This window comes from Streptomyces sp. CA2R106, from assembly GCF_037034245.1.
In the GTDB taxonomy this organism is placed as follows: domain Bacteria; phylum Actinomycetota; class Actinomycetes; order Streptomycetales; family Streptomycetaceae; genus Actinacidiphila.
Genome location: NZ_JBAGKC010000032.1, coordinates 54,772 through 77,667, shown reverse-complemented (window position 1 = coordinate 77,667; position 22,896 = coordinate 54,772). Strand labels below are relative to the sequence as shown.

The 22,896-nt window shown below is 74.8% G+C and carries 17 protein-coding genes; 12 read left to right on the top strand and 5 right to left on the bottom strand.

Features of this window, described 5'->3' with window-relative positions; translation table 11 throughout:
* Positions 1 to 116 precede the first annotated feature (116 nt).
* The 7 genes from WA788_RS30710 to WA788_RS30680 all read left to right on the top strand — a co-directional run bounded on the left by WA788_RS30710 (position 117) and on the right by WA788_RS30680 (position 6,995).
* Positions 117 to 1,043 carry a hypothetical protein gene (locus tag WA788_RS30710; RefSeq protein WP_335982911.1) on the top strand — a complete coding sequence of 309 codons (927 nt, stop codon included), beginning with the start codon at positions 117 to 119 and terminating at the stop codon, positions 1,041 to 1,043.
* Positions 1,040 to 1,774 (top strand): hypothetical protein, encoded by a 735-nt coding sequence (locus tag WA788_RS30705; protein WP_335982909.1) that lies wholly within the window; start codon positions 1,040 to 1,042, stop codon positions 1,772 to 1,774. The genes WA788_RS30710 and WA788_RS30705 overlap by 4 nt, the downstream gene beginning before the upstream one ends.
* Before the next feature lie 96 nt (positions 1,775 to 1,870).
* Complete coding sequence (locus WA788_RS30700) at positions 1,871 to 3,298, top strand: RICIN domain-containing protein (RefSeq protein ID WP_335982907.1); 1,428 nt, start codon at positions 1,871 to 1,873, stop codon at positions 3,296 to 3,298.
* 225 nt (positions 3,299 to 3,523) lie between these two features.
* Positions 3,524 to 4,348, top strand: a complete 825-nt coding sequence (locus tag WA788_RS30695) for an LLM class F420-dependent oxidoreductase (RefSeq protein ID WP_335982905.1) — start codon at positions 3,524 to 3,526, stop codon at positions 4,346 to 4,348.
* Positions 4,348 to 4,779, top strand: coding sequence for a TIGR03668 family PPOX class F420-dependent oxidoreductase (locus WA788_RS30690; protein WP_335982903.1), 432 nt, complete (start codon positions 4,348 to 4,350; stop codon positions 4,777 to 4,779). The genes WA788_RS30695 and WA788_RS30690 overlap by 1 nt, the downstream gene beginning before the upstream one ends.
* A gap of 414 nt (positions 4,780 to 5,193) precedes the next feature.
* Entirely contained in the window at positions 5,194 to 6,387 is a 1,194-nt protein-coding gene (locus tag WA788_RS30685; protein WP_335982901.1) for a hypothetical protein, read from the top strand.
* Positions 6,384 to 6,995, top strand: coding sequence for a hypothetical protein (locus tag WA788_RS30680; RefSeq protein WP_335982900.1), 612 nt, complete (start codon positions 6,384 to 6,386; stop codon positions 6,993 to 6,995). The genes WA788_RS30685 and WA788_RS30680 overlap by 4 nt, the downstream gene beginning before the upstream one ends.
* Positions 6,996 to 7,135: 140 nt before the next feature.
* Here WA788_RS30680 and WA788_RS30675 read toward each other — a convergent pair whose 3' ends face one another.
* The 4 genes from WA788_RS30675 to WA788_RS30660 all read right to left on the bottom strand — a co-directional run bounded on the left by WA788_RS30675 (position 7,136) and on the right by WA788_RS30660 (position 16,191).
* Entirely contained in the window at positions 7,136 to 9,571 is a 2,436-nt protein-coding gene (locus WA788_RS30675; RefSeq protein ID WP_335982898.1) for a tetratricopeptide repeat protein, read from the bottom strand.
* A gap of 178 nt (positions 9,572 to 9,749) precedes the next feature.
* A complete protein-coding gene (gene fabG / locus WA788_RS30670) occupies positions 9,750 to 10,514 on the bottom strand; it encodes a 3-oxoacyl-ACP reductase FabG (protein WP_335982896.1) in 765 nt (254 codons plus the stop codon).
* Complete coding sequence (locus WA788_RS30665) at positions 10,504 to 11,937, bottom strand: coproporphyrinogen-III oxidase family protein (protein ID WP_335982894.1); 1,434 nt, start codon at positions 11,935 to 11,937, stop codon at positions 10,504 to 10,506. Before WA788_RS30665 ends, fabG begins: the two co-directional genes overlap by 11 nt.
* Before the next feature lie 117 nt (positions 11,938 to 12,054).
* Entirely contained in the window at positions 12,055 to 16,191 is a 4,137-nt protein-coding gene (locus tag WA788_RS30660) for a type I polyketide synthase (protein ID WP_335982892.1), read from the bottom strand.
* Positions 16,192 to 16,881: 690 nt separating this feature from the next.
* On the opposite strand from WA788_RS30660, the gene WA788_RS30655 reads away from it, so the two are divergent.
* Complete coding sequence (locus WA788_RS30655; protein WP_335982890.1) at positions 16,882 to 18,384, top strand: pyridoxal phosphate-dependent decarboxylase family protein; 1,503 nt, start codon at positions 16,882 to 16,884, stop codon at positions 18,382 to 18,384.
* A 73-nt stretch (positions 18,385 to 18,457) separates the two neighbouring features.
* Complete coding sequence (locus WA788_RS30650) at positions 18,458 to 18,952, top strand: GNAT family N-acetyltransferase (protein WP_335982888.1); 495 nt, start codon at positions 18,458 to 18,460, stop codon at positions 18,950 to 18,952.
* A 17-nt stretch (positions 18,953 to 18,969) separates the two neighbouring features.
* On the opposite strand, the gene WA788_RS30645 is transcribed toward WA788_RS30650, so the two are convergent.
* On the bottom strand, positions 18,970 to 20,028 hold the full coding sequence (locus WA788_RS30645; protein ID WP_335982887.1) for a Gfo/Idh/MocA family protein: 1,059 nt from the start codon (positions 20,026 to 20,028) through the stop codon (positions 18,970 to 18,972).
* Positions 20,029 to 20,135: 107 nt separating this feature from the next.
* On the opposite strand from WA788_RS30645, the gene WA788_RS30640 reads away from it, so the two are divergent.
* From WA788_RS30640 to WA788_RS30630, 3 genes are read left to right on the top strand one after another with little or no spacing between them, the layout of a single operon-like run.
* Complete coding sequence (locus WA788_RS30640; RefSeq protein WP_335982885.1) at positions 20,136 to 21,485, top strand: multidrug effflux MFS transporter; 1,350 nt, start codon at positions 20,136 to 20,138, stop codon at positions 21,483 to 21,485.
* A 16-nt stretch (positions 21,486 to 21,501) separates the two neighbouring features.
* Complete coding sequence (locus WA788_RS30635) at positions 21,502 to 21,696, top strand: hypothetical protein (RefSeq protein ID WP_335982883.1); 195 nt, start codon at positions 21,502 to 21,504, stop codon at positions 21,694 to 21,696.
* Positions 21,662 to 22,864, top strand: coding sequence for a serine hydrolase domain-containing protein (locus WA788_RS30630; protein ID WP_335982881.1), 1,203 nt, complete (start codon positions 21,662 to 21,664; stop codon positions 22,862 to 22,864). The genes WA788_RS30635 and WA788_RS30630 overlap by 35 nt, the downstream gene beginning before the upstream one ends.
* Positions 22,865 to 22,896: the final 32 nt, after the last annotated feature.

The window sequence follows — 22,896 nt, the reverse complement described above, 5'->3', positions numbered from 1 at the left end:
GCTCGCCGCGTACGAGGCGAAGACCGGGAAGTGACCGCGGACCGCGCCGCAGGATAGCGCCGCCGGCGCCGGCCGCAACCTCTGCGAGGTCGCGGCCGGCGTGCTGTACTGGCCAGGTGAGACGCGAGCCCGGGCCGGAGTCCGACGCCCGCGGAGGGCCGGCCGTCGGTGCCGCTCCCGCGGCCGCCACCGGTGCGGCCGACATGGCTGGAGCCGCCGAGCGGATGCGGCGCCGGGTCCGGCTGATGATCGAGATCACCGCGCGGGCGGGGGAGTACCGCCGGGGCCTGGTGAAGGCGGCCGGCCGGCTCAGCGACGAGGAGGCGGTGATCCTCGACGACCTGGAGCAGCACGGCCTCCAGGTGCCGCAGCTGCGCGACGTGCTGCGCGGCGGCCACGTCCTCGTCGACGACCCGGCGCTGTACGACAAGTGGCGCACCGGCCAGGGCAACCACCCCCGGCTGTCCAGCCACCACCGCGACATCGACAAGAAGCGCTACCCCGACTTCGGGATGCGCGGCCATGTGGTGCGGGAGAAGCTGCACGGCCGTACCGCGAACGGCACCTGGGTGCAGCTGGAGAAGACCCCGGCGGCCTTCGGCGGGTCCAAGGCGCCCAGCCTGGACGACCTGCGGCACCTTGTGGACTACCTCCAGTACCGCTTCACCGGCAGCAACGTCGGCCCCTGGGGGCTGTCGCGGATGACCGAACGCCGCCCGCTGTACCTCTCGCCGATGGTCGCCGTGCCCACCTCGCTGACGCCGCCGGTCGCGCGCACCCTCGCCCGGACGCTGCGCCGGATCGAGGAGAGCGACGACACCACGGCCGTCTCCCGGGAACTCGCGGCGCACTTCCCGCCGCCCGACCGGGCCGACCTCGGCGGCGAACTGGGGCAGGCGCTGACCGGCCGCGGCGGGCGCGGACTGTTCGGCAACTCCGAGGTGTGGGTCACGCAGGCGCCCTCGCGCACCGCGGCGCGGGTGCTCCGCGAGCGGCACGAGCCGCCCGGGCAGGACACCTGGCGGTCAGGAGGACCGGCATGAGCGACGACACCCCCGGGCCCGGCCAGGCGTCCGTGCCGGCCGGACTGGTCACGGCCGTGGTGAACATGGTGCACACCGGGCCGGTGCTGCTCGGCGCGTACACCATCGCCGAACTCACCGCCGTGGACGCCATCGTGGATTTCCTGGAGGCCCGCCCCTCGGACGAGGAACTCGCCGAGGCCGTACGCTCCCTGGCCGCCCGGGAGCTGCTGCTCGCGGGCAGCGGCGAGCAGGTGCAGGTACGCGGCGACCTGGGCATCGCGGTGGCGTTCCAGCAGCGGGCCCGACGGGTGCTCGACGCCCGTACGACCGGCACCGAGGCGGGCGAGCCCTGGCGCATCCTGCTGCTGCCGCAACCCGAGCGGATCTGCCTGATGGTGCGGATCGACGCGCTCGGCGTCCACCAGATCGGGCTGTACGAACTCGGCGCCGCGGTCGACATCCTCGTCGACTGGCTGCCGCGCGGCCGCCCGGCCGACCCCGACCCCGGTACCGGACCCGGCGCCGACGCACTGCTGTCGGGTGCGGAGCGGGCCGCGCTGCTCACCCTCACCGAGTACACCGCGGAGGGCTCCGCCGAGATCGCGGGCGCCAGCACCGACCTGGTGCTCGCCCGCAGGTCGGGCCGGCTGCACCTGCTCACCCGGGAGGGCAGCGGCGCCGCACTGGAGCCGAAGCCGGTCGCCGGCAAGGACGAGATCCGCGACCGCCTGGTCCGGCTGCTGACCTGACCCGGCCTCGAAGGGCAACGGCTTCGCCCCCGCGGCGGCGCGAACTGCCCATGGGTCCGCTGCCGTCCGGCACCGAAGATCCCTAAACTCAGCACCGTGAGCCTTTGGACTGCCCTGGAACCCCCGTCCGCGACCGTCGACCCGGGTGGGAGCACCACGGTACGGCTGCGAGTGCGCAACACCGGCGACGTGGTGGACGAATACCGCTTCGAAGCCGTCGGGAACATCGCGCCCTGGGTCCGGATAGAACCGCAGGTGCTGCGGCTCTACCCCGGCACCACCGACTCGATCCTGCTGACGTTCGCCCCGCCGCGCACCCCCGACGCCGTCGCGGGCCCCAACCCGTACGCGATCCGGGTCACGCCCACCGAGAGCCCCGAGGCCACCACGGTGCCCGAGGGCAACCTCACCATCACGCCGTTCACCGCCGTCCGCGCGGAGATCGTGCCGCCGACGGTGAAGGGCCGCTTCCGCGGCAAGCCCAAGCTCGCGGTGGACAACATCGGCAACACCAAGCTCACCGCCTCGATCCGCGGCGCCGACAACGGCGACCAGATCGGGTACGACATCCACCCGGCGAACGTCCAGATCGAGCCCGGCCGGGCCGCGTTCGTGAAGGCGACGCTCCGGCCGCGGCAGATCATCTGGTTCGGCGCCAGCCAGCAGCGCCCCTACACGCTGGACGTGACCCGCTCGGGCGCGGACCCGGTCAGCGTCGACGGCAAGTACGTCCAGCGCGGCTTCCTGCCGCGCTGGGTGGCCGCCACCTTCTGCGCGCTGATCGGCCTCGTCATCGCCTTCACGATGTTCTGGCTCACCCACAAGCCGCAGGTCAGCTCGCTGGCGACGCCGAAGGCCAGCCCGGCCGCGTTCAGCACCCTGACCCCGACACCCGCGGCGCCCACCACCCCGGTCACCACTCCGCCCACCACACCGGCGACCACCGCGCCCCAGTCCTCGAGCGGCGGGGGCGGCGGCGGGACCACGAAGCCCAAGAGCGTGCTGCCCGCGACCCGGGTGCTGCTGTGGAACACCACCACCGACAAGTGCGCGGACATCCCCGGCTCCGGCGACGGCCAGATCGGCGGCGCGGTCAACGAGTTCAGCTGCATGGGCACGGACGCGGACAACCAGCTGTTCGACCTCGAGGTGCGCTACCAGAACCAGGGGCCGGGCGGCACCAAGCTGTTCCAGATCCGCAACGACAAGGACCGGCTGTGCATGGACCTGCCGGACACCGGGCCGCAGCCGGTCACCACGAAGATCATCGAGGGCCGCTGCACCGGCACCACCGACGACAACCAGCTGTGGTGGCTCGCCAAGCAGCCCGACGGCGCCTACTGGATTCGCAACTACGCCAGCGACAACCTCTGCCTGGACGTGTCGGGCGAGAGCACCGGCGGCGACAACACCGCCCTGACCCTCTTCCACTGCACCGACACCGACGACCAGGAGTGGAAGATCCGCAAGCCGGACTCCCAGCCCTGGGACAACCCGCCGGCCACCACGAGCCCGTCGAACTGAACGGCCGGGAACCGAGCGCGCGGTGACCGGGCGCGCGGTGACCGGGCGCGCGGCGACGTGGCGGCGGGGAAGAGGACCGGGCGCCGCTTCGTTGATTCCGGCAACCGGTCCGACCTGGGCCGGCCCCCGCGGGCCCCGCCGCGCTCGGCGGCGCCCGGGTGGTATGCCTGTACGGAGGCCGGGCCACGGTGCCCGTACGGGTCGAAGCGACGAGGAGCCAGCCGTATGAAGTTCGGGATCTCCACTTTCATCACCGACCGCAGCATCCGCCCCGCCCCGCTCGGGCAGGCCCTGGAGGAGCGCGGGTTCGACTCGCTGTTCATCGCCGAGCACAGCCACATCCCGGTGAGCCGCGAGTCCGCCTACCCCGGCGGTGGCGAGCTTCCCGACATCTACTACCGCACCCTGGACCCGTTCGTGGCGCTCACCGCCGTCGCGACCGTCACCGAGCGGCTGCTGGTGGGCACCGGTATCGCGCTCGTCGCCCAGCGCGACCCGATCCACACCGCGAAGGAGGTCGCCTCGCTCGACCTGGTCTCCGGCGGGCGGGCCGTCTTCGGCATCGGCGTGGGCTGGAACCGGGAGGAGATGGCCAACCACGGCACGAACCCGGCCGTCCGCGGCCGCCTCGCCAACGAGCGGCTGCGCGCGATGATCGAGCTGTGGACGAAGGAACAGGCCGAGTTCCACGGGGAGTTCGTCGACTTCGACCCGGTCTTCGCCTGGCCGAAGCCGGTGCAGCAGCCGCACCCGCCGATCTACGTCGGCGGCGGCCAGGGCGCCTTCCCGCGCGTGGTCGAACTCGGTGACGCCTGGCTCGCCAACAGCCTGCCGCCGAAGGTGCTGGGGGAGCGGATGAAGGAACTGCGCGCCCTCGCCGGACGCGATGTCCCCGTCACGGTCTACGCCGTGCCCGACGACGCGGAGACCATCGAGGCGTACGCCGAACTCGGCGTCGAGCGCGTGCAGTTCTACCTGCCGTCCGACCCCGAGCCGGCCGCGCTCGCGCACCTCGACCGGTTCGCCGAGCTGGTCGCGCGCCTCGGCTGATGCCCGCGCTCGGCACGGCCGAGGCGCGCGAGCGGTTCACGGCGTCCCCGATCGCCAGGCTGGCGACGGCGGACGCCGCGGGCCGCCCGCACCTGGTGCCGGTGGTCTTCGTGGTGGCCGGGGACCTCCTGGCGATCGCGGTCGACCACAAACCCAAGGCGTCCCCGCGGCTCAAGCGGCTGGCCAACATCCGCGCGAACCCGGCGGTCTCCCTCCTCGTCGACCACTACGACGACGACTGGGACCGCCTGTGGTGGACCCGCGCCGACGGCCGCGCCCGCGTCCTGCCCCCGGCCGCCGCGTCGCCCGCGGCGGCCCGCTGGACCGCGCTCCTGACCGCCAAGTACCCCCGCCACTACGCCGACCGGCCCCCGGCGGGCGAGGTCATCGAGGCCCACATCACCACCTGGACCGGCTGGCACGCCACCTGACCTTTGACCCCCGCCGCCTCCCGCCGCCGCCCGCCCGTGGCGGCGCAGTGGGCGCGGTTCCGCGGGCGAAGCCACCGGGCAGATGACCATGAAGGCGACCTTCCGTGCGGCGCATGGCATATGCTCGGCTGAGCCGTATGCTTCGCCCCCCGTCCCGAGACACCCACGGGCAGGTCGGGACGGCGCCGAAGCGGTCGTGGCCATGGAAGCAAGGGTGCTGCAAGCTCTCTGCAAGGAAGCCTCCGAGACCCCTGGGTAGTTCCCCGACAGGACCCGACCGGGATGCGCCGAAACGGTCGGCGCGGGTCGGTGGACAGCCGGCCGGACCGAGGAGTCCGGGACGGCGGAGGGGGACTTTCTATGCGCGCCGAGATCGGCCCGGAAAGGCCGATGGATGGGGATCGCGAACAGTGGATGACGGTTCGCGACTGCAAGAAGATTCTGGTCATAGGGCAGACGCTGACGTATCTCCAGCGGCTCACGGACATCTTCCCGATGTTCGACTCCGACATGAGGGTGCAGCTGTTCTTCACGGTGGCGCCGCACGCCGCCTTCGGCGAGGGCGCACTGCGCTTCCTGCGCCGGCTGCGCGCCCCGGTGATCCCGTGGGAGGTCGCGGTCCGGCACGAGTTCGACCTCGCGCTCGCCGCCGGCTGGGAGCACATCGAGCAGGTCCGCGCGCCGGTCGTGCTGCTCTCCCACGGCGCCGGGCAGATCAAGGCCCAGCGGGTCTGGCACGGCCGCCCCGGCCAGGAGCGGCCGCCGGGCATGCTCAGCCGGGACAACCTCACCCGCGACGGGCGGGTGCTGCCCGCCGCCGTGGCACTCGCCCACCGCGACGACCTGGCGACCCTCGCCCGCAACTGCCCCGAGGGCGTGCCCGTGGCCACGGTGGTCGGTGACCCGGTGTACGACCGGCTCACGGTCAGCCTGCCGCACCGGGACGCCTACCGGGCCGCGCTCGGACTGCGCGACGGGCAGCGGCTGGTGGTGCTCAGCAGCACCTGGGGCCAGGGCGCGTCCTTCACGGCGCTGGACGAACTGCTGCCGCGCCTGCTGGGCGAACTGCCGCGCCGCCGCTACCGCGTGGCGATGCTCAGCCACCCCAACATCTGGGCGGGGCACGGCTGGTGGCAGGTGCAGTCCTGGCTGTCCGGCTACCGCCGCAGGGGCATCGCGCTGGTGCCGCCGGAGGCCGACTGGCGGGCGTACCTGGCCGCGGCGGACTGGGTGGTCGGCGACCACGGCTCGCTCACCTCCTACGCCACCGTCACCCCGGCGCCCATCCTGCTCGCCCGCTACCCCCACGAGCGGGTGCACCACGCCTCACCGGCCGCAGCCCTCGCCCGGCTCGCCCCGGCCCTGACGACGGCCCGCCCGCTGGAAGCCCAACTGCGGTACGCCGCCGAGGAGTACGACCGGCCCGCCTACGCGGCGGTGGCGGCGCGGCTGACCTCCGAGCCGGGCCGGTTCAACCAGCGGGCCCGCGCGCTCGTCTACGGGCTGCTCGGCATCGGCCGGCCCGCCTACCCGGTGCCGCCGCGCCCGGTCCCCGCCCCCGCCCCGCTCTCCCGCTGGACGGCCGACCGGACCGGAGAGGCGGCATGAGGCCCCGGCACACGGACGCGGTCCCGCACCGCACCGCCGTGGCGGTGCACCGCCGGCCGGCCGGCCGCGGGCAGCGCCCGGCCGGGCTGCTCGTCGTCCGCACGGCGGGGTCCGCGCTGGTCACGGTCCGCCGGCTGCCGCTCGACGGCGCCGGACGGTACGGGCCGGGCGAGGTCGTCGACGAGCACGTCAACACCACACTGGCCGCGGGTTCGCCGCGGCCGGAGGTGGCGGACGTGCTGGTGCTCGGCTGTGCGCACCGGCCCGCACTGGCGCTGCGTACGGCGCGGGGCGCGCTGGAGCGGTTCCCTGGCTGCCTGGTGGTGGCGGTGCCCACCGCCGACGGCGGCTGCGTCGCGGCCGCCCGCGGCGGCCGGCAGGTGACGGTCACCCCGGCTGACGGCCAGCGGGCGCCGACCGCGGCGGAGTTGGCCGTGGTGGCGTCCTGCCTGCACACCGAGCTGGTGCTCGGCGGCAGTTGGGCCGACCTGGCGGCGATCTGCCTGTCGGCGCCGTCACCGCGGGCGCCGCGCCACGGCCGGATGCGGTTCCGGCCGGGCCCGGTGCCACCGGCGGACCCGGCGGCCGACCGGCGCCTGTCGGCCTGAAGGCGCGCCGCACCCGCGCCGCACCATGACACCGATCGGCCCCGGCCCGCCGTGCACCCCGCGGCAACGGCCGGGCGCCGACCGGTGCCGACCGGTGCCGGCCGGTACGGGGCGGCCCGACCGGACCGGGCGCACCGCCCTCAGGGCGAGGCGTCCGCGGGCCCCAGCTCCGCAAGGCGCCGCCGCACCCGCTCGGCGTCCACCGGGGCGAGAGAGGCGTAGATCCGCAGCGCCTCCTCGTACTGCTGCCGGGCGGCGGCCTCATCGCCGTCCTGCTCGGCCAGCAGGCCCAGCATCTCCAGGGTCCTGGCCCGCCAGAACACCGATCCGGTCGCGTCGAACCCGTCGAGGGCGCCCCGCAGCTCCCGCGCGCCCTCCGCACGGCGCCCGGCCCGGCCCAGCGCGAAGCCGAGGAGCGCCCTGGCCCGCGCCGCGTCATAGGCGTCGTGCTCGGCCGACAAGTCCCGGTGGGCGCGGCCGAGGTGCTCCACCGCGCCCTCGAAGTCCAAGCGGTCCAGGGCGAGTTCGCCCAACCGCAGCCGGGACAGCGCGGCCCCGCGGCGGTAGCCGGCCGACTCCCGCAGCGCCAGGGCCCGTTCGTGCGCCTCCTCGGCGCGGTCCAGCCGCCCCGCCTCGCGGAAGGTGGTGCCCAGCCCGATCAGCGCCTGCGCCTCGTCGAGCCGGTTGCCCCCGGCCCGGGCGAGTTCGAGGGCCTGGGTGAACCAGACCTCCGCCTCGTCATGGCGGCCCGCGCCGCGCAGCCCGATCCCGCCCGAGGTGAGCATCCGCGCCTCGCCCGCGGCGGCGCCGTCCCGCCGCGCGGCGGCGAGCCCGGTCCGGTGGGCCGCGATCCACGCGTCATACAGCCGCAGCCGCAGGAACATCGGCCACAGGGCGTCGACGAGTTGCCAGGCGGTGGCGTGCCACTGCCGGTCGGCGGCCAGCGACACCGCGGACGTCAGCGCGTCCTGGTGCGCCTCCAGCCAGGCCAGTGCCGCGCTGTCGTCGGCGAACGACACCGCCGCCTCGGTGGGGAACCGGTAGTCGCGCGCCAGAGTGCGGTGGCTGGGCGCGAGCAGCGCCTCGGCGCGGGTGGCCGTGGCCAGGCACCAGTCCGCGTAGCGGCGCAGGGTGTCGTCCCGGTCCTGCGCGGAGTCCCGCGCCTGGCCGCACTGCACCGCGTGCAGCCGTACGAGGGCGTGGAAACGGCACCGGTCCGCGCCCGCCGGCTCCAGCAGGTTCGCCTCCACCAGCACGTCGATCAGCCGCCCGGCCGCGGCGACGGTGAGCCCGCCCGCGGCCGCCGCCGACGGCGGGTCGAACGGGACGGCGGGCAGCAGCCCCAGGCACCGGTACAGGCGCGCCGCGTCCGGCGCCAGCGCCCGGTAGGACGCGTCGAGCACCGCCTCCACGGTCCCCGCGCCCTCCGCCCGCAGCTCGCCCAGCGGCCCGGCGCCCGCCGTCAGCGCGTCGCGCAGCGCCGCCACCGGCTGGTCGGGCCGCGCCGCCAGCCGCGCCGCGGCGAGCCGTATGGCCAGCGGCAGCCCCCCGCACAGCGCGACGACCTCGCGTGCCGCGGCCGCCTCGCGCTCGGCCCGCAGCCGGCCCGCGCCCCGCGCGAACAACTCCTGGGCGGCCGACGGGTCCAGCACCCCCACCCGGCAGAAGCCGGCGCCGTCCACCGCGAGACCGGTCAGCCGGTACCGGCTGGCGGCCATCACCAGGCTGCCGGGGGCGCTGGGCAGCAGCACCCGCACGTCCGCGGCGGTCAGCGCGTTGTCCACCATGACCGCGAACCGGCGGGTCGCGGTGACCGACCGCCACTGCGCCGCCCGCTCGGCCAGCCCGGCCGGCTCGACCGTCTCCCCGAAGGCGCGCAGCAGCGAGCCCAGCGCCTCCGCGGGACCGACCGGCACGTCGTCCGGCTCGTTCCCGCCCAGGTCGACATAGAGCTGGCCGTCGGGGAACTCCGCCTCGCGCGCGCCCAGCCACCGCGAGACCAGGGCGGTCTTGCCGACGCCGCCCTGACCGCTGACCACGATCACCTGCGCCACGTCCGGCTCGCGCCGGTCGCGCAACTCGTCCAGCATCCGCAGCTCCCGCTCGCGGTCCGTGAAGTGCGCCGGGACCGGCAGGAGTTGGCGGGGCACGGGGCGCGGCGCGGGCGCGGGCGGCTGCGCGTGGTGGAAGTGGATGTCGCCGGTGATGTTCCGCGCCTGCACCATGCCGCCGTGCACTTGCGCGCCGCCGGCCAGGTGGTTGCTGACCACCTCGACGGCGGCGTCCTGCCCTGGTGAACGGGCCCTCCAGGCGTGGAGCCGGTCGAGCAGCGCGCCGTGCCGGGCCGCGCACGCGGCCAGCGCGGCCGCGTGATCGCGTAGGGTCGCCGACACCGCGCCGCCGCTGTTGGTGACGGGGTCCGCGCGCAGGTCGTGCCAGGCGGCGGCGAGTTCCGGATCGACCGCCGCCACCGGCCCCATCAGCATGGCGAGTTCCTGCCATGCGGCCGAGCCGCGCCCCGTGCCGTGCAGCAGCTTGGCCGATAACAGCGCCTCGGCCACACCCTCGTCCCGCATGTCAGCCCGTCCCCCCTCACCGGCGACGGCCCGCCACGGTCCGGACGCGCGCGCCGGATGCCTCGTTCCGTCGTGTTTCCCCAAGGCATACCCTGCGATCGCGGTGCGGTCGCCTCCCGGCGGGGTGGAGGGCCCGCTTCGAGTCACGCGCCCGGCACCCGCGCTCGCCCGCGAGGGCTCAGAGGATGAGGCCGCCGGACATCTCGATGACCTGGCCGGTGATGTAGCGGGCCCGGTCGGACGCGAGGAAGCAGACCAGCGCGGCGACGTCGTCCGCGTCGCCGAACTCCCGGGACGGGATGAGGTTCCTGAGGCGTTCGGCCTGCGGTTCGGGGATCGCGGCGGTCATGTCCGTCGCGATGAACCCGGGGGCCACCGCGTTGACGGTCACCCCGAGCCCGCCGATCTCCTTCGCCAGCGCCTTGGTGAAGCCGATCACCCCGGACTTGGACGCGGAGTACGCGGTCTGGCCCGGGGCGCCGTGCAGCCCGGAGGCGGAGGTGATGTTGACGATGGCGCCGCGCCGCTGCCGCACCAGTGGCATCACCAGGGGCCGGGTCACGTTGAACATGCTGCCGAGGTTGGTCTCCAGCACCTCGTCCCACTGCTCGCGGCGTATCCGGGCGAAGCTGATGTCATGGGTGACGCCCGCGTTGTTGACCAGGATGTCCACCGCGCCGTCGAGTTCGTGCAGCGCGTCCTCGGCGAAGCGGCCGGCGTCCGCGGTGTCGCCGACCCGGCCCGGCAGCGCGGTGCACCGCTGGCCGGGATGGGCGGCGCGCATCCTCTCGGCCAGCTCGGCGGCGGCCGCGGCACTGGAGTGGTAGCCGAAGACCACGTCGGCGCCCTGGGCGAGGGCGAGCCGGACCACGGCGGCGCCGATACCGCGCGCGCCACCGGTGACCACGCACTTGCGGCCGCTCAACGGCAGGTCAGCCGACATGGCCCGCCCCCTCGCCGGCCGGCACCAGCCGCTCCTTCTGCTGGCCGACCTCCCGCTCGCGCAGCGCCCGGTAGCGCTCCTCCGCCAGCAGCGTGGAGACCATCGGGGTGTAGAAGGGGCCGTCGCCGACCAGCGTGATCCGCTCGGGGGTGACCTCGGCCAGGCCGCGTGCGGCGAGCCCGTCCCAGACGGTGGCGAACTCGTCATACACGTCGACGCCCATCGCGGCGCGCAGTCCGGGCCGGTCCAGCCCCATGCTCAGCAGGTGCCGGAAGACGGTGGCCAGCACCCAGTCGTCCGGTTCGTGCCGGAAGGCCCGCTCGACCGGGAGCCGCCCCTCGTCGATCATCGCCTTGTACCGCGCCAGGTTGCGCTGGTTGATGTACGACCAGGAGCGGCCCGGGCCGAGGACGGCGGCGCCGAAGAAGGAGATCGCGGCGTAGCCCAGACCCACCACGTCGGCCACGTCGTGGAGTTGGGGCCGGTAGCCCTCGCGGAAGTCGCGACTGGCGGGGTCGCCCGGCTTGCGGAAGCTGTACGCGCCGTGCTGTTCGTACCCCTGCTCCAGCAGGTAGTCCCGGCCGGCCCGGTACATCTCCAGGTTGCTGAGGGTGCTGGGCAGTTCGTGGAAGCGGTTGAGGGCGAAGTCGGTGGGGCCGCCGACGTTCAGCTCGTAGTGGGTGATGTCGTGGACGTCCCAGGAGACCAGCGTCCTGAGGTCGGCCAGCATGGTCTCCACGGTCTGCTGCGGCCAGCCGAAGATCACGTCCACATTGGCCGCGAGGCCGAACTCCCGGGCCCAGTCCAGGCTCTGGGTGACGTGCCGGGTGGTCTGCCTGCGGCCGCTGAGGCTGTTGAGCCGCTCGTTGACCTGCTGGACGCCCATGCTGACCCGGTTCATCCCGGAGTCGCGGATCGCCTGCATCTTGTCGCGGGTGAACAGCTGCGGGATGCCTTCGAGGGTGAGGTCGGCGCCCGCCGCGACGTCCGGGAAGAGCCGGTTCACCAGTTCCATGATCTTCAGGTAGTGCGCCGGGCGGTACAGGTTGGAGGTGCCGCCGCCGAAGTACGCCGAGCCGAGCCGGGTGCCGGCCAGCCGCTCGCGGTACAGCTCGGCCTCGCGCTCGACGTACCCGTAGTAGTCCTCCAGCGCGTCGTTGCCCTTGAACTCCTCGACGGGGAACAGGCAGTAGCCGCACTTCCCGGGGTCGGTCCTGATGCAGTACGGCACGCCGATGTACAGGAACACCTCGGACGCCTGCCCGGCCCGCCGCAGCCGGCCGCGGTCCTCGGTGATCTCGTCGACGGGCACGGTGGTCCCGGTCCAGTAGCGCGGCGAGGGGAAGCCGTGCTGGATCTTGTTGACCTGGCGCTGGCCGAGGTGGCTGTCGATGTAGTCCGTGACGTAAGTGGAATCCAGCATGGTCCGGCTCATACCTCCGGGAGGGTGCCCCTGCGGGCCTGGGGTGGGGGGAGCGGGTCGACGGGGCCGGGTCGAGGGGGAGCGGGTCGAGGGCTGCGGGTCGAGGGGCGGCGGGGTTCAGACGTTCGCGGCGGCCGGTTCCGCGGACAGCACCCGCTCCAGGAGGAAGTCGGCGAGCCCTTCGACCGTCTGGTAGTCGAGCGCTTCCATCGCCTTGTAGCGGAACTCCAACTTCTCCTGGATACGCCGCTGGAGCGCGGTGACCCGCAGCGAGTCCAGGCCGATCTCCAGCAGCGCGAGCGACGGGTCGATGCCGTCGGCGACGGTGTCCATCTCCTCGGACGCCTTGCCCAGCGTCTCCCGGACCTCCGCGGCGATCCAGTCGATGACCGTCTGGCGGCGCTCCTGCGGGCCGAGCGGGGCCAGCGCGTCCAGCAGCTCGCGGCGGCTGCGGCCGGGCCCCTGCGCCGGGTGCTCGGCGGGGGCGGGCAGGTCGCTGCCGGCCAGCGCGCCCGCGTGCCGGAACTCGACGCCTTCGAGGTCGGCGACGATCCGGCCGTCGGCGTCGGACAGCCGCACGTCGACCACGAAGCCGGTCCGCGCGGCGTGCGGGCGGCGCCGCACCTGCGCCCACACCTCGCCGGGCAGCGGACCGGGCAGGGCGAGCCGGCGCAGCGCCACCGGTACGTAGCCGCCGGGGAGCAGGGCGTCCCCGGCCGGCGGTGCCGCCGGCACGGTGCTCTCGGCGCCGGCCGGGGTGAGGAAGAGCGCGGCGGCGAGCTGGAGCGCGCCGTCGAGCACGGTGGCGATCCGGTACGGGTGCGTTTCGTCGGGCGCGCCGTCGGGGGTGGCGGTGATCCGGCCGAGCGCCTCCTCGCGGCCGCCGCCGGCCAGCCACAGCTCGCGCACGGTGGCGAAGTGGAAGCCGTGCTCCAGCCCGCCGTCGCGCAGCGCGCCGTAGAGCTGGGCGGGGCGCCGGGCGTGCGGCGCGGCGGCGCGCAGCGCCTCCGGCAGCCGCCCGGCCCGCTCGCCGCTGCGCGCCGGTGCGATGGTGCCGTGGCAGTGCTCCGGCCGGCTGCCGTCCTTCGCGCCGCCGGTGACGGTGAAGCGGCGCTCGCCGTCGGGTGCGGGCGCGGTGAGGGTGACCTGGGCGGTGGGGCCGTCGGCGGTGAGGACCAGGGGGCGGGTGAACTCGATGTCGCCGAGCACGAGGCCGGGGTGCTGCCCGCGGGCACCCCCGGCCGCTACGGCGTCCTGGGCGTCCCCTGAGGCTTCTGCTGCCGCGGCTTCTGCTGGTCCTGCTGTTCCCGCCGCGGCCTCGGCGGCCTGCGTGGCCTCGGCCAGTGCGCGGACGGCCAGGTCGAGGTAGCCGGTGGCGGGGAAGACGGTGGCGCCGTGCACGCGGTGGTCGGACCAGGGCGCGGTGGCGGCGAGCGGGTAGGCGTGGACGGTCTCCTCGGGCCGCTGCGCGGGGATCGCGGTGGCGGCCGGCGCCGGGGCGGCCGCCACCGCGGCGCTGCCGTCCTCGGCCGGCGCGGACGGATCGACCCACCAGTAGCGGTCCTTGCGGAAGGGGTACTGCGGCGCCGCCGAGGTGCGCCGGTACCGGTCGCCGCGGTAGAGCCGGGACACCGCCAGTTCGGCCCCGGCGGTGAACAGGGCGCCGGCGGCGGTCAGCATCCGCCGCACGTCCTGCCGGTCGCGGTCGAGGGTGGGGATCACGGTCACCCCGCGGTCGGCGAACGCCCCGGCGAGGTGCGCGGTGAGCGCGGCATGCGGCCCGACCTCCACCACCAGGGTGCAGCCGGCGTCGACGGCGGCTCGTACCGCGTCGTGGCAGCGTACGGTCGCGCGCGCCTGGGCCGTCCAGTACGCGGGGCCCTCCGCACCGGTGAGCGCACCGCCGGTGGTCGCGGAGAACACCGCGCACTCCGGCCGGGTGGCCCGCAACTCGGCTGCGTGCTTCGCCAGTTCGGGCAGCGCGGGGTCGATGAGCGGGGAGTGGAAGGCGTGCGAGGTGCGCAGCCACGCGGTGTCCACCCGGGCCTGTGCGGCGAGTTCGGCGATCTCCTCCACGGCGTCGGCGGTACCCGAGACGACCACGTCGGCCGGTCCGTTGACGGCCGCGAGCGCCACCTGCTCCTCGCGGCCGGCGAGCCAGCCGGCGACCGTGTCCTGGTCGGCCCGGATCGCCAGCATCCGCCCGCTGCCGGGAAGTTCGGCCATCACCTGGCCGCGCCGCACGCTGAAACGGGCCGCGTCCTCCAGGGGCAGCATGCCGCCGACGCAGGCGGCGACCAGCTCGCCGACGCTGTGCCCGGCCACCGCGGCCGGCCGCACCCCCCAGGAGCGCAGCAGCTCCGCGAGGCCGTACTCGACGGCGAACAGCGCCGGTTGGGCGAAGCGCGTGTCATCGAGGTCCACCCCGCCGCCCGTGTACCCGCCGCCCCCGCTCGCACCCCCGCTCGCACCCCCGCTCGCGCCCCCGGCTTCGCCGTCCGCGCCGAACAGCACCTCCCGCAGCGGAACCTGGAGCACCCCGTCCATCGCCGTCGCGCACCGGTCGACCGCGTCGGTGAACACCGGTTCCTGCGCGTACAGTTCGCGGGCCATTCCCGGGTACTGGGTGCCCTGGCCGGAGAAGACCAGGGCGACCTGGGCGGTGCCGCGCGGGTGCCCGCTGGAGACGGCGGCCGGGGCGCGGCCGGTCCGCCACTGCCGCAGGCTGTTCGCGAGCTGGCCGGCGCCGCGGCCGGTCACCGCGATCCGGTGGCGCAGCGCGGCGCGCCCGGCGGCCGCGGTGAACACCGCGGCGGGCAGGTCCTGGCGGCCGGTGGTGGACAGGAAGTCCGCCCAGCGGTCGGCGAGTTCGCCCAGGCTGTCGGCGGACTTCGCGGAGAGCACCAGCAGTTCGTCGGTGCGGGCCGGTACGGCGGCCGGGGGCTGCGGCTCGGCCGGCCGGCGGGGCGCCTCGCGCAGCAGCGCGTGGGCGTTGGTGCCGCTGTAGCCGAAGGAGTTGACCGCGGCCATCCGCGGGGTGTCGCGGCGCGGCCAGCTCACCGGCTCGGCGGGGATGCGCACGGGGGTGCCGGACAGGTCGATCTTCGGGTGCAGCCGGTTCAGGTGCAGGCTCGGGTAGATGGTCTCGCGGTCCAGCGACAGCGCGGCCCGGACCACTCCGAGCAGGCCGGCGCCGGCCTCGATGTGCCCGACGTTGCTCTTGCCCGAACTCACGTACAGCGGAAGGTCGGCGGGGCGCCCGGCGCCGTAGGTGCGCAGGATGGCGTCCATCTCGATGGGGTCGCCGACGGGGGTGCCGGTGCCGTGCGCCTCCACGTAGTCGACCTGGGCGGGCTGCACGCCGGAGCCGGCCAGCGCGGCCCGGATCACCCGCTGCTGGCTGGCGCCGTCGGGCGTGGTGAGGGTACGGGTGCGGCCGGTGTGGTTGAGCGCGGTGCCGACCACGCTGGCCAGGATCGGGTCGCCCTGCTCCTCGGCGAGGGACTGCCGCTTGAGCAGCACCGCCACGCAGCCCTCGCTGCGGACGTAGCCGTCGGCGTCGGCGTCGAAGGTGCGGCACTGGCCGGCCCGGGAGAACAGGCCGAGCTTGGAGAAGGAGATGTGCACGTCCGGCGCGAGGATGGCGTTGGCGCCGGCCACGATCGCGGTGTCGCACTCGCCGGTGAGGATGGACTGCCGGGCCAGGTGCAGGGCGACCAGCGAGCCGGAGCAGGCGGTGTCCAGGGTCAGGCAGGGGCCGCGCAGCCCGAGGAAGTGCGCGACGCGGCCGGCGGCGATGCTGTCGGTGTCCATCGCCTCGTGGGCGGTGATGCCGTTCAGCCCGGCGCGGCTCTTGAGGGTGGAGTAGTCGAAGGACATCAGGGCCATGAAGACGCCGGTGTTGCCGCCGGACAGCTCCTCGGGGTCCTGCCCGGCGTTCTCCAGGGCGTGCCAGACGGTCTGGAGCACCATCCGCTGCTGCGGGTCCATGTGCGCCGCCTCGGCCTCGGAGACGCCGAAGAAGGCGGCGTCGAACCGGTCGACGTCGTCGACGAACCCGCCGTGCCGGACGTAGGTGCGGCCGCGCACCAGCGGGTCCGGGTCGTACAGCGCGTCCACGTCCCAGCGCTCCGGCGGGATCTCCCGTACGCAGTCCCGGCCCTCCTCGAAGACGGCGCGGGCCTCCTCCAGGGTGTGCACACCACCGGGCAGGGTGCAGCCGACGCCGACGACGGCAATGGGCTCTGTTTCCAAGGGGACTTCTCCTTAAACGGTGCGTTCGGGTGGGACGGGGAACGCGGCCCTCCGGATTTCGGCGGAGGTCCGTACCGGCGGGAGCGGCGGAGGGAAGAGCGGCGAAGCGGCGGAGCAGCGGGGTGGCGAGTGCGGTGCGGGGGAGTGCGGCGCGGGGGAGTGCGGCGCGGCCGGGCAAAACCCGTTTCGGGCTCCCGGCACGGGATTTCGGCGCTTTCGGTGGACGGCTCCGCGCCGCTCGGCGGTCGAATACCCGCGCGGAGCAGCCGGTCCGGTCCCGCTCGGAACCGACCGGATGTCATCAAGTGAAGCAGCCAACTGCACGACACGCGCCAGCTGTTGCCGCGATATCACCCGAACGGGTCCACGTCCGCGGGGCGTTCCGCGGCTGGGCATCCGAGAGCACCGGACCCACCCGCGGGGCAATTGTGCGGCGCCGCACAATTGCCCCCGTAGTCGCGTTGCGGCCGCCGCCGAATTACCGTTGAATTCCCTACTTCCGTGGGTGCGCCGCCATTTGTCGATCGCTTCACCCGGTGCGCACCGAATCGCCACACGCTTTACCCCGTTGGAATGAAAGACGCATTCCCGGTGATCGGCGACGGGCCCGGCCGGAAAGAACGCCCGTACCGTTCAGGGCGCGATACGGCCGTAAGACGGCGGCGCGCGACAAGGAGAGGGGCGTACGACGTGAGGGGACGACCCATGGTCCCGGCCCAGTCGACCGCCGGATCGAGGAAACCGGCCGGACCGCGGCCCCGCGGCGTGCTCGCCGAAGTCGCGGGCTACGCGGAGGCGTTCATGGCCGCGGACCGGACGGTGCGGGCCCGTGACCCGGGACGGGTCGCCGAACTCCTCGGCGGGCCGCTGCCGGTGGCCGGCCACCCCGAACACGCCACCGTGGAACGGCTGATCAGGGCCGGCGAGGCGGGCGCTCCAGCCACCGGCGGTCCGCGCGGCCTCGGTTACGCGGTCGGCGGCGCGCTGCCGGTCGGAGTCGCCGCGGACTGGCTGACCAGCGTCTGGGACCAGTGCGACGCCTTCCACGACCTCAGCCCGCTGTCCGCGGTCGCCGAAGAGGTCTGCGAACGCTGGCTGGTGGAGCTGCTCGGGCTGCCGGCCGGCACCGCGATGGGCCTGACCTCCGGCTCCACCACCGCCAACCTGGCCTGCCTGGCCGCCGCCCGCGAGCACCAGCTCCAGCGGGCCGGCTGGAGCGCGGGCGAGCAGGGCCTGGCCGGCGCGCCGCCGCTGACCGTGCTGGTCGGCGAGGAGACCCACGCCTCGGTGCTGCGCTGCCTGCGGCTGCTCGGGCTCGGCGGCGCGATCCGCCGGGTGCAGGCCGACGACGTCGGCCGGATGGCCGTGCCCCACCTGCGCGACCTGGCCGCGGCCGCCCCCGGCGGGCTCATCGTCTGCGGCCAGGTCGGCTCCACCCACTGCGGCGCGGTCGACCCGCTGCGGGCGATCGCCGAGGTCACCCACGCGCACGGCGGCTGGCTGCACCTCGACGGCGCGTTCGGGCTGTGGGCGGCGGCCTCCTCCCGGCACCGCCCGCTGCTGGACGGCGCCGGCCAGGCCGACTCCTGGGCCTGCGACGGCCACAAGTGGCTCAACACCCCCTACGACAGCGGGCTGGCGTTCTGCGCCCGGCCCGAGCCGCTGCGCCGGGCGGTCGGCCCGCACACCGAGTACGCCCCCGGCGCCGAGCCCGCCGGCCGCGAACCGCTGGACCACCGGGTGGAGATGTCCCAGCGGGCCCGCGCACTGACGCTGTGGGCGGTGCTGTACCACCTGGGCCGCCAGGGCGTCGCCGACCTCGTCGACCGCAACTGCGCCGCCGCGCGCCGCCTCGCGGTCCGGCTGGCCGGCGAACCCGGCATCGACGTCCTCGTGCCGGTCCGGCTCAACCAGGTGCTGCTGCGGATCGGCGACGACGCGCACACCCGCCGGGTGGTCGGACGGCTCCACTCCGAGGGCACCTGCTGGGTGACGCCCACCCACTGGCGCGGGCAGAGCGCCGTACGGCTGTCGGTGTGCGGCTGGCGCACCGACGAGGCCGCGACCGAGCCGGCGGTGGCCGCCTTCCTCGCCGCGCACCGCACGGCCCGCGCCTTCGGTCCCGGGCCCGAGGACCCCGGCCACGGCCGCCGCGACACCGGCCCCGACACGCGCCGGCAGACGCCGACATGACAGGCCACCGCTCCGCCGTGGCGCCCGGCGCGGGCGACGGCCGCGCGGCGCGGGACGCCGTAGCCTCTCGGGTATGAACGACTCCGTACACGTGCGTACCGCCACCGCTCAGGACATCGAGGGCATCGTCACGTGCAGCGTGGCGCTGCTGACGGAGGACGCGGCCGTCCGCGACCCGGCGGTGGAGCCGCAGTGGGCGCTGCGGCACGGCAGGGAGTCCTTCGCGGCGACCCTCGCCGACCCGTCGTCGCTGGTGCTGGTCGCCGACGGCGGGGACGGCGCCGTCGTCGGCTACCTCGTCGGCGCCCTCGCCGAGCCGGTCGCGGTCCTGCCGATCCGCAGCGCCACCCTCCGGGCGCTGTACGTCGCCCCCGGCCACCGCGGCAGCCGCGTCGGGACCCGCCTCACCGCCGACTTCCTCGCCTGGGCCCGCAGCCGGGGCGCCGTCCGCGCCGAGGTCAACGCCTACGCCGCGAGCGACACCACCCGCCGCTTCTACGAGCGCCAGGGCTTCACCACCCGCGCCATCCGACTCGACCTCGACCTCACCCTGCCGCCGGCGCAGTAGCGGGCCGCCGGTGCGCGTCAGTCGACGCCGGGATAGCGGACGTTGACGCGTTCGCGGACGCGGTCGAGGGTGGACATCACCGCGAGCGAGCCGTCCAGCGGCACGAGGGGCGACTCCGTCTCCCCGGCGCGCAGCGCCCGCATGACCTCCGCGGCCTCGTGCCGCATGCTCCCGCGCTCGTGGTCGTCGCTGACGTCGGAGAGCAGCACCGTCTGCGGCTCGACCCCCTCGCGGTGGACGACGAACCGGTCGGCGTTGAAGAAGCCGTCGGGGATCTCGATCCGCCCGCCGGTCCCGGCGATCGCCGCCGGCGCCCCGATGTCCGCGGTGAACCCGCAGCTCAGCGTGGCGATCGCCCCGCTGTGCCAGCCGAGGACGATCCCGGTCGCCGCGTCCACCCGCTCCGGCGTCAACTGGGCCCACGCCTCCACGGTGTCGGGCACCCCGAGCAGCAGGTGCGCGAAGGACACCGGGTACACCCCGAGGTCGAGCAGCGCCCCGCCGCCCAGGCGCGGGTCGCGCATGCGGTGCTCGGGCGGGAAGTCGCTGTGGAAGCCGAAGTGCGCGCTGACGTGCCGTACTTCACCGATCACCCCGTCCTGCACCAGCGCCAGCAGGTGCCGGATCAGCGGGTTGCAGTACGTCCACATCGCCTCCATGAGGAACAGCCCGCGCTCGCGGGCCAGCCCCACCAGCTCGCGCGCCTCACGGGTGTTGATGGTGAACGCCTTCTCGCACAGCACCGCCTTCCCCGCCTCCAGGCACAGCCCGGCGGCGGCGCGGTGCGCGGAGTGCGGCGTGGCCACGTACACCACGTCCACGTCCGGGTCGGCGGCGAGTTCCGCCCAGTCGCCGTACGCCCGCGGTATGCCGTAGTGCTCGGCGAACGCCGCCGCCGCCTCGGTGCTGCGCGAGCCGACCGCGACCACCTCGGCGTCCGCCGGCAGCGACAGCAGCGCCTCGGTGAAGCTCGCGGCGATCCCGCCGGTCGCCAGGATGCCCCAGCGGATTCTGCGCCCGGGTGCGCCGGCGCCCGCCCCGCCCGCGGTGTGCCCGCCCGTCGTGTGCTCGCTCATCGTGCGTACGCCCTCGCTCGTTGCGGACCTCACATCTCGGTCCCCGGATATTCGTGCCTGATGGTCCATGGCGACTGAAAGAATAGGCAACGCTTCAACAACTTCCGATGGAGAGTGCCCACGTGCAGGACGCCGGGCCCAACGGCCCCGCCCAGTTCACCGCCACCCACGCCCCGACCTCGACCCCCATTCCCCCGGCACCCGCCCCGGCCCGCGGCCCGCGGGGGAAGCACCCGGCACCGGACCGCAGCGTCCGCACCGGCTTCGTCGTCACCCTCGTCCTCGGCGGGCTCACCGCGCTCCCGCCGCTGTCGATGGACATGTACCTGCCCGCGCTGCCGCGGGTCTCGGGTGCTCTGCACGCCTCGTCCGCGATGGTGCAGCTGACCCTGACCGCGTGCCTGGCCGGCATGGCGCTCGGGCAGCTCGTCGTCGGCCCGCTCAGCGACCGCTGGGGCCGCCGCCGCCCGCTGCTGGCCGGCATGGCGATCTACGTACTGGCCACGGTGGTCTGCGCGTTCGCCCCCACCGTGCCGCTGCTGATCGGCTTCCGGCTGGTCCAGGGGCTGGCCGGCGCGGCGGGCATCGTGATCTCCCGCGCCGTGGTCCGCGACATGTACGACGGCCTGGACATGGCCCGGTTCTTCGCCACCCTCCAGCTGATCTCCGGGGTGGCCCCGATCATCGCCCCCGCGATCGGCGGCCAGATCCTGCGGCTGACGAACTGGCGCGGGATCTTCGTGGTCTGCGCGGTGGTCGGCACCCTGCTGACCGTCGTCTGCTGGCGGCGCCTGCTGGAGACGCTGCCTCCGGAGGACCGGCACAGCGGCGAGCTGAGCTCCACCTTCGGCTCGATGCGCAGCCTGCTCGCGGACAAGGTCTTCACCGGCTACGTGCTGGCCGGCAGCTTCGCCTTCGCGGCGCTGTTCACGTACGTGTCCGCGTCGTCGTTCGTCGTCCAGGACATCTACGGCGCCTCCCCGCAGACCTTCGGCTGGCTGTTCGGCCTGAACTCCGTCGGCATCGTCGGCGTCGGCCAGCTCAACGGCAAGGTGCTCGTCGGCCGGGTGGACATGGACAAGGTGCTCGGCTTCGGCCTCGCCATGATCACCCTCGCCGCCACCGCGCTGGTGCTGCTGACCACCGGCGCCCTCGGCCACGCCACCCTCCCGGAGATCGCCGCCGCGCTGTTCGTGCTGATGGCGTCGATGGGCCTGGTGCTGCCCACCTCGAACACCCAGGCGCTGCTGCGCACCCGCAAGCACGCCGGCGCCGCCTCCGCGCTGATCGGCACCTCGTCCTTCCTGGTCGGTGCCGTGCTGTCCCCGCTGTCGGGCGTGGCGGGCGACGGCACCGCGGTGCCGATGGCGGTCACCCAGCTCGGCTGCGTGCTGGTCGCCGTGGCCTGCTTCGCCGGGCTCTGCCTGCGCGGGCGGCGTACGGTGGAGGGACCGTAGACCTCGGGAGGTTGCGATGTCCGACGATCCGGAGAAGACCTGGGCGTTCAAAACCGCCGACAGTACGCTGCACACCGGGGCGGAGCACTCCATCGACCCGGAGGACCTGGTGATGGCCTCCGGCCGCGACTGCACGCCGGAGCTGATCGAGAAGGCCCGCAAGGCACTGGAGGAACATGGCCCCGCCGCTGTCGAGAGGTTCCTGCCGTGAGGCCGGCCTCGACACCGACGAGCTGCACCGGATCGTTCCCGGCCTGAGCGCCTGGCTGGAGCCCGGCCACGACCACGACCGCCCGCACCCGTGGTGCGCGGGCGCCGTCGTCGTGGCCGGGCGCGGCCGTGTGGTGGCGCTGCACGAGGCGGTCGGCTGGGCGGTGCGCTACGCCGCCTACGACGAGCACGCCGACCGCGGGGTGGAGCTGCCGCGCGAGCAGTGGGTGCCGGCCAGGGCCGACACCGTCTTCGACCTCGCGTCGGTCACCAAGCTCTTCACCGCCCTCGTCGCCGTCCAGCAGATCGAACGCGGCGCCCTGCGGCTGGACGCGCCCGTCGCGTCGTACGCGCCCGAACTGACGGCCGCCGCGGCGCACGGCGTCACCCTGCGGCACCTGCTCACCCACACCTCGGGGCTGCGGCCGGAGCTCCCGCTGTACGACGAGCCGGACGCCGCCGCCCGCGCCGCCCGCCTCGCCGCGGAGCCGCCGCTGACGCCCCCGGGCACCACCCGGACGTACTCCGACCTGAACCTGCTGCTGCTCCAGACCGTGCTGGAGCGCGTCACCGGCCGCACCGTCGACCGGCTGATCGCCGAGCAGGTCACCGGGCCGCTGGGCATGGCCGAGACCCGCTACAACCCGCCCGCCTCCTGGCTGCCGCGGATCGCGGCGACCGAGGACCAACGGCGGCCGTGGGGGAAGCTGGACCGGGGCATGGTGCACGGCTCGGTGCACGACGAGAACGCGTACGCGATGGGCGGGGTGGCCGGGCACGCCGGGCTCTTCTCCACCGGGTGGGACCTGGCGGTGTTCTGCCGGGCGGTGCTGGACGCTGTCGCGGGGACGTCGCAGGTGCTGCTGTCGGCGGCGGGGGTGCGGTTGCTGCTCGGGGCCGGGGGTGCGGGCGGGGCGGGTGCTGCGGGCGCGGGCAGTTCGGGGCCTGCGCTGGGCTTCGAGCGCGACCAGCCGTGGTTCATGGGCGAGCTGGCCGGGCGCGGTGCGCTCGGGCACACCGGGTTCACCGGGACCGGGCTGGTGCTGGACCCGGCGACCGACACGTTCCTGGTGCTGCTCACCAACTCGGTGCACCCGGCGCGCGGCTGGCGCGAGGGCAGCAGGCCGCGGGCCGAGGCGGCGACCCGGCTGGCACGCGCGGTGCGCTGACCCTTTCTCCCGGCCGCGGCCGCGGGGGGAGC